This window comes from Polaribacter sp. Hel1_33_78, assembly GCF_900106075.1.
Lineage (GTDB): Bacteria > Bacteroidota > Bacteroidia > Flavobacteriales > Flavobacteriaceae > Polaribacter.
Map to the genome: position 1 here is coordinate 759307 of NZ_LT629794.1, position 11913 is coordinate 771219.

Annotated in this window: 9 protein-coding genes; 4 read left to right on the forward strand and 5 right to left on the reverse strand. The window is 31.9% G+C overall.

Going from position 1 to position 11913, the window contains the following annotated elements; genetic code table 11:
* Positions 1-36: 36 nt before the first annotated feature.
* Complete coding sequence (gene ade / locus BLT88_RS03285; protein WP_091952973.1) at positions 37-1659, forward strand: adenine deaminase; 1623 nt, start codon at positions 37-39, stop codon at positions 1657-1659.
* A 106-nt stretch (positions 1660-1765) separates the two neighbouring features.
* Entirely contained in the window at positions 1766-2362 is a 597-nt protein-coding gene (locus BLT88_RS03290) for an alkylphosphonate utilization protein (protein WP_091952975.1), read from the forward strand.
* A gap of 5 nt (positions 2363-2367) precedes the next feature.
* On the opposite strand, the gene BLT88_RS03295 is transcribed toward BLT88_RS03290, so the two are convergent.
* Positions 2368-2868: a DUF456 domain-containing protein gene (locus BLT88_RS03295; RefSeq protein WP_091952977.1), complete on the reverse strand. Its 501-nt coding sequence runs from the start codon at positions 2866-2868 to the stop codon at positions 2368-2370.
* 543 nt (positions 2869-3411) lie between these two features.
* On the opposite strand from BLT88_RS03295, the gene BLT88_RS03300 reads away from it, so the two are divergent.
* Positions 3412-3888: a hypothetical protein gene (locus tag BLT88_RS03300; RefSeq protein WP_091955639.1), complete on the forward strand. Its 477-nt coding sequence runs from the start codon at positions 3412-3414 to the stop codon at positions 3886-3888.
* Between the two features lie 70 nt (positions 3889-3958).
* On the opposite strand, the gene obgE is transcribed toward BLT88_RS03300, so the two are convergent.
* From obgE to BLT88_RS03320, 4 genes are all read right to left on the reverse strand, one after another.
* Positions 3959-4948 (reverse strand): GTPase ObgE, encoded by a 990-nt coding sequence (obgE, locus tag BLT88_RS03305; RefSeq protein ID WP_091952979.1) that lies wholly within the window; start codon positions 4946-4948, stop codon positions 3959-3961.
* A gap of 63 nt (positions 4949-5011) precedes the next feature.
* A complete protein-coding gene (locus tag BLT88_RS03310; protein WP_091952980.1) occupies positions 5012-6130 on the reverse strand; it encodes an adenylate kinase in 1119 nt (372 codons plus the stop codon).
* Between the two features lie 96 nt (positions 6131-6226).
* Complete coding sequence (secDF, locus tag BLT88_RS03315; RefSeq protein ID WP_091952982.1) at positions 6227-9196, reverse strand: protein translocase subunit SecDF; 2970 nt, start codon at positions 9194-9196, stop codon at positions 6227-6229.
* A gap of 156 nt (positions 9197-9352) precedes the next feature.
* Entirely contained in the window at positions 9353-9985 is a 633-nt protein-coding gene (locus BLT88_RS03320; protein WP_157691117.1) for a hypothetical protein, read from the reverse strand.
* A 158-nt stretch (positions 9986-10143) separates the two neighbouring features.
* On the opposite strand from BLT88_RS03320, the gene BLT88_RS03325 reads away from it, so the two are divergent.
* Positions 10144-11820, forward strand: coding sequence for a formate--tetrahydrofolate ligase (locus BLT88_RS03325; RefSeq protein WP_091952985.1), 1677 nt, complete (start codon positions 10144-10146; stop codon positions 11818-11820).
* Positions 11821-11913: the final 93 nt, after the last annotated feature.

Below are 11913 nucleotides of genomic sequence, written 5' to 3' on the forward strand. Positions count from 1 at the left end.
TATTCTTTGTAAATTTGTTCTAAATATAGCAAGATTATGAATGTAAAAGGGAACATTGTAGATATTCTTAATAAAAGAATTTTTAAAGGTGAAGTGATTATAGAAAATGGAAATATTTCGGCTATCCGAGAAGTAAATCACGCAGTAGAAAATTATATTTTACCGGGTTTTGTAGATGCTCATATTCATATTGAAAGTTCCATGTTAGTGCCCTCTGAATTTGCAAAAATTGCTATTGTACACGGAACGGTAGCTACGGTTTCTGATCCGCATGAAATTGCCAATGTTTTGGGCGTAAAAGGAGTTGATTTTATGATTGAAAACGGAAATAAAGTTCCGTTAAAATTCAATTTTGGAGCGCCAAGTTGTGTGCCTGCCACTTCTTTTGAAAGTGCCGGTGCTGTAATTAATGCTGATGATATTAAATTGATGATGGAAAACCCAAATATCAAATATTTGGCAGAAATGATGAATTACCCGGGTATTTTGTTTGATGATACGGAAGTATTAAAAAAAATTCAACATGCAAAAAACAATAATAAACCCATTGATGGTCATGCTCCAGGCTTAAGAGGAGATGATGTTAGCAAATATATTGCTGCAGGAATTTCTACCGATCATGAGTGTTTTACCTATGAAGAAGCTTTAGAAAAATTGCAAAAAGGAATGAAGGTACTAATTCGTGAAGGGAGTGCCGCAAAAAACTTCGAAGCTTTAATTGATTTGTTGCCAGTACATTTTGAAAATATGATGTTTTGTTCAGATGATAAACATCCTGACGATTTGTTGTTAGGGCACATTAATCAATTATGTGAACGCGCAGTTGCCAAAGGAATTGATGTTTTTAAAGTGTTACAGGCGGCTTGTGTAAATCCTGTAAAACATTATAATTTAGAGGTTGGTTTGTTGCAAAAAGGAGATGCTGCCGATTTTATTTTAGTTGATAATTTAAAAGAATTCAATGTTTTAGAAACCTACATTAACGGAGAATTAGTTGCTAAAAACGGAGAAAGTTTTGTGCAGTCTGTTCCTTTTGATGTTTTGAATAATTTTGATACTGATACAAAGAAAGTAGAAGATTTTAGATTTGCATCGTCATCCGAAAAAATTAGAGTCATTGAGGCTTTAGACGGAGAATTGGTGACGAATGAGATAGCAGCAGATTCTTTAATTATAGATGGAAATTTAGTTTCAAATACGGCCACAGACATCTTAAAAATGACGGTTGTAAATCGATATGAAAATGATGCACCAGCAATTGCTTTCATTAAAAACTTCGGAATTAAAGAAGGTGCCATTGCAAGTTCTGTAGGGCATGATTCTCATAATATTATTGCCATTGGAGTTTCTGACGAAGCGATTTGCAAAGCTGTAAATTTAATTATTGAAAATAGGGGAGGCGTTTGCGCCGTAAATGCATCTGAAGAAAAAATTGTTTCCTTACCAGTAGCCGGAATCATGTCAGATAAATCTGCTGAAGAGATTGGAAAAGCTTATGCAGCATTAGATACAATGGCAAAACAAATGGGAAGCACATTGCGCGCGCCTTATATGAGTTTGTCTTTTATGGCACTTTTGGTAATACCGTCTTTAAAGTTAAGTGATAAAGGATTGTTTGATGGCACCAAATTTAAATTTACTTCTTTGGAAATAGAATAACTATTTTGACATTCCCGATATTTTACTATGTTTAGTACAAGCTTCTTGGGAACGACAAAACTAATTTAAAACACTACTTTTGCCAACATCAACATAAAAAAATATAATGAGTTTACAACAAGATTTACAAACTAGAAGTGGAAACCAGTGCGAATTGTGCGCGTCAACAAATAATTTATCAATTTACGACGTAAAACCATCAATTACGGGTGGAGGTGGAGTTGATGGAAGTTTGTTAGCGTGTGAAACTTGTAGTATCCAAATTGATAATGTTGATGATACAGATGCAAATCATTGGCGCTGTTTAAACGATTCTATGTGGAGTGAGTGCAGAGCTGTAAAAGTAGTTGCTTGGAGAATGTTGTCTCGTTTAAGAAATGAAGGTTGGCCAAAAGATTTGTTGGAGATGATGTATATGGAAGACGATGATTTACGTTTTGCAAAAGAATCTGGAGATCATTTAGATGATAGTGAAAAAATCATTCACAGAGATGCTAATGGCTCTATTTTACAAGCTGGAGATTCTGTGGTTTTGATTAAAGACTTAAAAGTAAAAGGTTCTAGTTTAGTCGCAAAACAAGGAACTGCGGTAAGAAGAATTTCCTTAGATCATGAAAATGCTAAATATATAGAAGGTAAAGTTGGTCCCACGCAGATTGTAATCATCACTGATTATGTAAAGAAAATGGCTGAAAAAGAGTAAGCGGTTTAAAAGAATTCACTTTTATATTCCCAAACCTTTCCTAAGAATAAAACTAGATACACTGCGGCTATTGAAAATTTAATAGTAGCAGAAGCTAAAAAACCTACAAAGGCACCAAATGAAGCTTTTAAAGCTCTATCGGTGTCTTTACTGTCGTGTATTAATTCTCCGAAAAAAGCACCAAAGAAAGCACCCAATAACATTCCAAAAGGAATCGGTGATAGCAATCCTATAATTAAACCAATTGTGGTGCCATATACCCCATATTTTGTGCCTCCAAAATGTTTTGTTCCGATGGCAGGAATAAAATAATCAAAGCCCCATATGAATGCAGCAATGGCTAAAGTGATTCCTAGAAATGTCCAATCTAAAGGAATAATTTTTGTCATGTATAATAGCAATAGGCCTATCCAACTTGTTAAAGGTCCGGGTAAAACGGGCAAGAATGAACCAATAATCCCTAGTATTAGAAATACAAGTCCTATTAGTATTAAGAAAATATCCATTGTTTATTTTGTTGTTTTGAATGCTGGATTTTTGTGGAGCACGACGTAATCTGTTTTTAATACTTATTTTTAATCAGATTATTCTAATTATTTTTCTTTAGGAACAACGATTTCTATTCATATAACTCTTTTATGAGGTTTTTGTTACATCTTCTAAACTAAAAAATTAGTTTAGATTTCCTTTTTAGTGCTATTTGTTAAGTTAACTATTTAGGTGAAGGTCAATAGGAAATGATGTCTATAAAATATTTACACCTGGTTTTAAAACATCAATGGGTGAGCTTGTATTTAGACTATAGACAAGAGCATAATTTGCTGAAAAATTTGGAAAAGTAGAAGAATAACTAGCAACAACGGATCATTCTAGAAAGAAGAAGGTTGGTGAAAATAAAGGGTCAAAATTACCTCGACTGCGGTCTATAGAATGTTTATTTAGAACGAACAAAAACTTGGAGAAAAGTAAGAAGGAAAAAAGAAGAAAGAAAAAATAAAAATTGATTTGGTATTTTTTAATTCACTATTTTCACATAATAATTTAAAATGATGTTGTTGCGTTTTTTTTCTTTTTTATTAATAGTTGTTTATTGTACTTCCTGCGATAAGTTACCTTTTTCAAAAAAGGATAAAAAGCAAGTATTAGATACCATTGTTGACTTTACCTCAGTTGATTTTTCTCCGTCTTTTAAAGTATGTGATTCTCTTATTGATAAAGCTAAAAAATCCAATTGCTTTAGAAATACCATTCACAAAAAAATAGGAGAGGAGCTGCAGAAATTTCCCTTCACAGTAAAAGATTCTATCGATGAAGTTGTTTTTATGGACGTTGTAATTAATTCAAAAGGAGAAATTATTCTTCAAGAAATTTCCTCCACAGAGAACTTAAAACAGCAATTGCCTCAATTAGATAGTATACTTAAACAAAGTGTTCAGAAATTATCTGCTATTTATCCAGCTATTAAAAGAGGAATTCCAGTAACTACAAAGTATAAATTACCTATTAGGATTTTGTTAAAAGACTAATTGCTCTTTTACAAGAAAGGGATGAGTTTCTAATTGTAGAATTATCCTGATAAAAATACAACTGTGTTGCTTAGTTCAACATATCCCAAAGTTTATCTTTCAATTCTTGTAGGCCAATTTCAGCTACCGATGATATAAATATGGTATTCACACCTTTTGGCAACTCCGCTCTAATTTCTGCTTTTAATTCATCATCTAACATATCTGTTTTAGAAATGGCTAACAATCTATCTTTATCTAATAACTCAGGATTGTGTTTTTTTAGTTCATTCAACAAAATCTCATATTCTTTGTTGATATCATCACTATCCGCAGGAATTAAAAATAACAAGGCAGAGTTACGTTCTATATGTCTTAAAAAACGATGACCTAATCCTTTTCCTTCTGCAGCACCTTCAATAATTCCAGGAATATCTGCTATTACAAATGTTTGATGATTTCTGTGTTCTACAATTCCTAAGTTTGGTTTTAGGGTTGTAAAAGCATAGTCTGCAATTTTAGGTTTTGCAGCTGTTAAAACGGATAATAAAGTTGATTTTCCGGCATTTGGGAAACCAACTAAGCCAACATCAGCCAATAACTTTAATTCCATTCGAAACCAACCATCTAATCCATCAATACCAGGTTGTGCATATCTAGGTGTTTGATTTGTAGATGATTTAAAATTCCAGTTTCCAAGACCACCTTTTCCTCCTTTTAATAAAATTACTTCTTTTTGATCTTCCGTAATTTCTAAAATAATTTCGTCAGTATCAGCATCTCTAATTACTGTGCCTAAAGGAACATCAATATAAATATCTTCTGCATCATGACCTGTACTTCTACTTGCACTTCCTGCCCCTCCACCTTCTGCTCTAAAATGGCGTTTAAACTTTAGATGAAATAACGTCCACATATTTTTATCTCCACGCAAAATAATGTGTCCTCCACGACCACCGTCTCCACCATCAGGTCCACCTTTGGTAATAAACTTTTCTCTGTGAAGATGCACAGAACCTTGTCCGCCTTTTCCCGAGGAAGCGTATATTTTTATGTAATCGACAAAATTTCCTTCAGTCATTTTTTCTGTGTATGCGTTTGTTTGTTAAACTGTCTAAGAATAAAAGTTTAGTTATAAAACGATTTATAAAGTATTAAATACTTTTGAAATTCGTTGTGTAATTTCTTCAATAGAACCCACACCATTAATTCCATAGTATTTATTTTGAGCATCAAAATAATCTTTTAAAATAGCTGTTTTGGTATTGTATTCGTTAAAACGATTTCTGATTTTTACTTCATCAGTATCATCTATTCTACCGCTAGTTTTTCCTCTTTCTAATAAACGAGATACTAAGGTATCTTCCGGCACTTCTAAAGCCACCATTCCGTTTATTTGTTCACCTTTTTGAGCTAAAAAAACATCTAGAGCTTCTGCCTGAGATTCTGTTCTTGGAAAACCATCAAAAATGAAACCTTTCGCATCTGCATTTTTTTCAACTTCAGCCTTTAGCATATTAATGGTAACTTCATCAGGTACTAAATCTCCTTCATCCATATATTTTTTGGCTAACAAACCTAATTCAGTTTTGTTTTTAATGTTGAAACGGAAGACATCACCAGTAGAGATATGTACTAAATTGTAAATATCTTTTAAAAATTCTGCTTGTGTTCCTTTTCCTGCTCCTGGAGGACCAAATAATACAATATTTTTCATTTTTGGTTGTGTTGATAATTGATATATTGCTGGGTAATTTCTACCTAAATTATTGTAATCTAAACCGTAACCAACAATAAATTTATCTTCAATACTTTTTCCGATATAATCTATTGGTAATTCTTTTCTAAATACATCTGGCTTAAAAAATAGCGTTGCAATTTTTAGTTGTTTTAAGTTCTTGTCTCTAAATATATTATAAATTTCTTGAAGCGTATTACCAGTGTCGATAATATCTTCTAATATAATTACAGTTCTTCCTGTTAAATCTTCATTAATACCAACTAGCTGTTTTACGTCTTCTGTAGAAGAAGTGCCTTCATAGGAGGCTAGTTTTACGAATGAAACTTCACAGTTTCCATTAAATTCTCTTATGAAATCTGCAGCAAAAAGAAAACATCCATTTAAAATTCCAATAAATAGAGGAACTTCATCTTTTGGTAAATCTGATTTTACTTGTTGGGCTAGAAATTTTACAATTGCAGAAATTTCACCTTTATGGATGTAAGGTTTAAAGTATAAGTCGTGAAGTTTAATAATTTTCATGAGAATACAAATATAGGCGCTATATCTTGAATGAAAAAACCGTTTTTAATCTGACATTCAGGAATTAAAAACGGTTTTAATTTGTTTAAGATATAATTATTTTTTTTCTTCTTTTTTAGAAGTGTCATACATAATTGGTGTTGCAACAAATAATGATGAATAGGTACCTACAGCTACACCAATAATTAAAGCAAACATAAAACCTTTAATAGAATCTCCACCAAATGTGAAGATTGCTAACATTACTAATAATGTTGTTAAAGAAGTGTTTATAGTTCTTCCTAGGGTAGAACTTAATGCCTTGTTTACTACGTCACTGTATTTCCAATTTGGGTGCAAGCCTGCAAACTCTCTAATTCTATCAAAAATTACCACGGTATCATTTAGAGAGTAACCAACCACTGTCAGTATCGCAGCAATAAATGATTGCCCAATTTCCATGTCGAAAGGCATAATGTTGTAAGTAATAGAGAATACCCCTAGCACAATTAAAACATCATGGAAAACTGCAATTACTGCTCCAATTGAGAAAGATACTTTTCTAAATCTTAATAAGATGTACAAGAACACTACTAGTAGTGAGCCAAATACTGCATATAAAGCTGATGTTTTAATATCATCTGCAATCGTTGGTTCTACTTTCATATAACTCATAACTCCAGCTCCTTCTTTTTCAAATCCAGGTTTAAAGTCGTTGTATGAAGTAGTTCCTAAATACTCTTTTAATCCTGTAAATAAAGCACTTTGAACTTGATCATCTACTTCTTGACCTTCTTCATCAATTTTATATACTGTTGTTATTTTTAATTGATTATCTGAACCATACGTTTTTACTTCTGGAGCCGTGCCGAAAGCGTCTTTTAAATCTGAAGCAACTTTTGTCGCATTCATATCTTGATCAAAACGAACGACATAAGAACGTCCTCCTTTAAAATCTACTCCTTGCTTTAATCCGATAGAAAATATAGAAACAATTCCTGAAATAATAATTGCACCAGAAATGATGTAAGCAATTTTACGTTTCTTCAGGAACTCCACATTTATATTTTGGAACCAACCTTTAGAAATTGAAGTATTAAAAGTTAAATTAGTTCCTTTATTTACAGATCTGTCAATTAAAATACGGGTAATAAATACAGCGGTAAATAAAGAAGTAGCGATACCAATCATTAAGGTTAAAGCAAAACCTTTAATTGGTCCTGTACCAAAAATGTATAGAATAATACCTGTTAATAAAGTAGTAATATTTGCATCAATAATTGCAGATAAAGCTCCTTTTACAGAGAAACCTTCTTCTACAGATTGTTTTAATCCTTTTTGTTTGAATAACCCTTCTTTAATTCTTTCAAAGATAATTACGTTAGCATCTACAGACATACCAATTGTTAAAATGATACCTGCAATTCCAGGTAACGTTAACACAGCATTAAAGGATGATAAAATTCCGAATATAAATAAGATGTTTACTGCTAAAGCAATATCAGCATATAAACCAGCTTTACCATAGTATAAAAGCATCCATAGTAAAACTAAAATAATTGCTAAACCAAATGAATTTATTGAAGCATCAATGGATTCCTGTCCTAAAGAAGGTCCAACAACTTCTGCTTGAATTATTCTTGCTGCCGCTGGTAATTTACCTGCTTTTAAAACTGTTGAAATATCTTCTGCTTCTGCAACGGTCATGGTGCCTCCAGAGATAGAAGTTCTTCCACCTGTAATGGCTTGGTTTACAGAAGGAGCAGTATAAACATAATCATCTAAAACAACGGCAACAAAATTACCAACATTATCAGCGGTCATTTTAGCCCATTGTTTTGTTCCAGAACTATTCATTGTCATGCTTACTTCTGGTTTGTTTAATTGATCAAATACTTGACCTGCATCTAAAATAACATCCCCTTCAATAGTCGGTTTGTCATTTCTATTCCCTTTAATTGCATATAAACCAATTAATTCTGAACCATCATTTCCATCTGTAGATTTGTAATCCCATAAAAATTTAGCATACTTTAATTCAGTTGGCAATAAAGATCTTACTTCTTTTTTGGCAAGTAAATTGTTTACGGTTGCTGTATCTAAAACTCTAGCTCGTGCAACTAAAGAACTCGGCTGTTGTTGAGACTGTGCAACATTTGGGAATAAGTACGTAAATAAATTCTTTTGAACTTTCGTAGAATCTGCAGTTTCACCTAACAAATCGTCAATATCATCTTTTTTAACAGAATCTTTTTCTTTCTCTAATGCAGAATCGTCTTTTAATAATTCAGCAACTTTAGCATTTGCTGCAAAGAAGAAATTTTGAACTTCTGCGTTTGTGTGCACCTCCCAAAACTGTAATTCAGCTTTACTTGTAATTAACTTTGTAACACGCTCAATATCTTTAGCTCCTGGCAATTCAATTTGTATTCTACCAGAATTTCCAATTCGTTGAATATTAGGTTGTGTAACTCCAAACTTATCAATTCTACTTCTTAATACTTCAAAAGCAGTACCAATCGAACTATTGATTTCTTCTTGTAAAGTTTCTTTAACTGTGGCATTCACTTCATCAAAAGAAATTTTTTCGCTTAAAGCTTTTGTTCCAAAAATAGATGGATCACTCAACTTTGTAGTTCCTGCAATTTTTTCAAATTCCTCAAAAAATAAGTCTAAGTAATTTGCATTACTATTCTTCTGTCTTTCATCAGCTGCGCTTAATGCATTATTGAAAGGTTCATTTTTAGAGTCATTAGCTAAACTTTTTAAAACTTCTTTTACAGAAACTTGTAAAATTGCATTGATACCTCCTTTTAAATCAAGACCAAGATTCATTTCTTTGTCTTTTACATCATTGTAGCTATACGCTGCAACACCAATATCTATGATGTTTTTATTGGCAACACTGTCTAAATACTTTCTTTCAAAAGTAGCTTTTTGTCTTGCGTCATTTTCTGTTACTTTACTTTTAGCGTAAGTAGTTGCATCATCTTCTACTTTATTGGCTAAAAAAGTAAATGATAATTGATATAAACTTACCAATCCAAAAAGGATTGCAAATAATTTTATAAGTCCTTTGTTTTGCATTTTGTATTTATTTTAAAGTCAAAGTTTTTTTAAAAACGAGCAAATATATAGCTTCTCGTAGAACCTGACAATTATTTTTTTTGATTGTTTTTGTTAATATGAGTGGGATACTCATTAATTTCAGGGGGCATGAAAAAATATAAACGATTACATTTTTTAGCTATTGTAGTTTTTTGGTCCAGCTCTGACTTCTGGCTCCTCGTGTGAAGTTTTATCTTTAGTAAAAGGATTATTTTTATATATTTTATATGTAATCTTAAAAAGTTGATCTCTTTTACATAGTGTTCTTTTTTTTATTAAAGCAAAATAATTATCAGTTGTAAATCTATCAGAATGCTGTTTGATTTCAAAAACAAACTTGAAATCTAAATTAGAGATGTCAGAGCTCTTTGTTAACTCATAAATATCAATGCTGTAATCAGAAGTGGTATTGTTTTTATTTTTGTTTTCAGTGTTTTTATCTAAAACAAATTTATTACCTTTTATTATAGCTTCTTTAATATTCTCAACGTCAACAATGCTAAAGTAAGAAATTTTTAAAGTGCCATTTTTAGTTTCTCTTAAGGAGATATTAGAAGCACCAATATTTCGTAATTTTTTTCTTACGTTAGCAATTGTATTTTCAATATTTTGCCTATTGATTTTAGTATCAACAAATTCTAGCACAATCTCTTGATTAGGTATTGACACCTGCTCTTGAAGTGCTCCGAAAAGAGAAAATATTAAAAATAAAGTACTAATGTACCATTTCGCGTTCATCTGCCAAATATATAAAAATATTGCTTTCAAATTCTGAAATGTACAATCTTATTTAGTGGTGTGAATTAATAGTTTTGTTGTGTAATTCGTAATTTTATAGTGGCATAATATTAATATATTATGAACTCCAAAAATTGACTATATTTATTTGCTGAAATTGATAATATAACGATACTTAAATTATAAATATGACACATTTATCTGACATTAAAATTGCGCAAGCAAAAAAGCTGCAGCATATAAAAAATATTGCGAAAAAATTAAAGGTTGATGAAGATGATTTAGAGATGTATGGAAAGTTTAAAGCGAAGCTCCCCCTTTCTTTAATTAACGACGCCAAGGTTGCTGAAAATAATTTAGTGTTAGTAACTGCATTAACGCCAACTCCCGCAGGTGAGGGTAAAACAACTGTTTCTATTGGTTTAACCGAAGGTTTAAATAAAATAGGAAAAAAAGCTACAGTCGTTTTAAGAGAACCATCTTTAGGTCCTGTTTTTGGAATAAAAGGCGGTGCCGCTGGTGGGGGATATTCGCAAGTAGTGCCAATGGAAGATATTAATTTACATTTTACTGGCGATTTTAATGCTATTGAAAAAGCTAATAATTTATTGTCTGCTTTAATTGATAATAACATACAAAGTAAAACCAATAATCTAAACATCGATCCTAGAACAATTCTTTGGAAACGGGTTATAGATATGAATGATCGTTCCTTAAGGGATATAACCATTGGTCTAGGTGGCACCACAAATGGAGTTCCAAGACAAGATGGTTTTAATATTACACCAGCTTCAGAAGTGATGGCTATTTTATGTATGGCTTCAGATTTAAGTAATTTGAAGAAAAGGTTAGGTGATATTTTTATAGGTTTTAGATATGATAATACACCAGTTTTTGCGCGTGATTTAAAAGCTGAAAATGCCATGGCAATCTTATTAAAGGATGCTATAAAACCTAATTTAGTACAAACGCTAGAAGAGAACCCTGCAATAATTCACGGAGGGCCATTTGCAAATATAGCCCAAGGGACGAATACAATTATTGCTACTAAAATGGGATTGTCTTTGTCTAATTATGTGGTTACAGAAGCAGGTTTTGGGGCGGATTTAGGTGCAGAGAAGTTTTTGAATATAAAGTCTCAATTTGCCAATTTGAACCCTAAATGCGTTGTTTTGGTGGCTACAATTAGGGCGTTACGTCATCATGGAGGTGCAAAACCTGAGGCATATAATACGCCAAATTTAGCTAAGGTTATTGAAGGTTTTAGAAATCTTGAAAAGCATATAGAGAATATTAGAAAATATAATATTGAACCCGTGGTAGCCATTAATTCTTTTATTTCTGATTCTGATCAAGAGGTCAGTTTTGTTATTGAAAAATGTAACAGTTTGGGTGTAGAGGCAGTTTTATCTGAAGGTTGGGCGAAAGGAGGAGAAGGAACTAAAGAATTAGCAAAGGCGGTTGTACGTGTAGTAGAAAATAAAGCTACTAAATACAAACCTTTATACGATTGGAAATCTCCAGTTACTGAAAAAATAGAAACGATTGCTAAGGAAATTTACGGAGCAAAAAATGTGGAGTATAGTAAGAAAGCACAATTAAATTTAAGAAGAATAGATAGATTAGGATTTAATGATTTTGCTATTTGTATGGCTAAAACACAAAAATCTTTTTCAGATAATGAGAATTTAATTGGAAGACCTGAAGGGTTTACTGTAACGGTGAGAGAAATTGAAATTGCAGCGGGCGCACAATTTATTATACCTATATTAGGAAAAATGATGCGAATGCCTGGTTTGCCTTCTATTCCAGCTTCAGAAAATATGACGATTGATAATAATGGTGTTATTTCGGGTCTTTCTTAATTACGGGATTAAAAGCGAAATATAAAATTATTGATTATAATAAAAAACCAGCTTTTTAGCTGGTTTTTTACTGTCCGTTTATTGAAATAAAAT

Bases quoted from the DNA above. Each gene is read 5' to 3' on its own strand.
- obgE (WP_091952979.1), bottom strand. From the start codon at position 4,948: ATGACTGAAGGAAATTTTGTCGATTACATAAAAATATACGCTTCCTCG.
- BLT88_RS03325 (WP_091952985.1), top strand. From the start codon at position 10,144: ATGACACATTTATCTGACATTAAAATTGCGCAAGCAAAAAAGCTGCAG.
- ade (WP_091952973.1), top strand. From the start codon at position 37: ATGAATGTAAAAGGGAACATTGTAGATATTCTTAATAAAAGAATTTTT.
- BLT88_RS03290 (WP_091952975.1), top strand. From the start codon at position 1,766: ATGAGTTTACAACAAGATTTACAAACTAGAAGTGGAAACCAGTGCGAA.
- BLT88_RS03300 (WP_091955639.1), top strand. From the start codon at position 3,412: ATGTTGTTGCGTTTTTTTTCTTTTTTATTAATAGTTGTTTATTGTACT.
- secDF (WP_091952982.1), bottom strand. From the start codon at position 9,196: ATGCAAAACAAAGGACTTATAAAATTATTTGCAATCCTTTTTGGATTG.
- BLT88_RS03295 (WP_091952977.1), bottom strand. From the start codon at position 2,868: ATGGATATTTTCTTAATACTAATAGGACTTGTATTTCTAATACTAGGG.
- BLT88_RS03310 (WP_091952980.1), bottom strand. From the start codon at position 6,130: ATGAAAATTATTAAACTTCACGACTTATACTTTAAACCTTACATCCAT.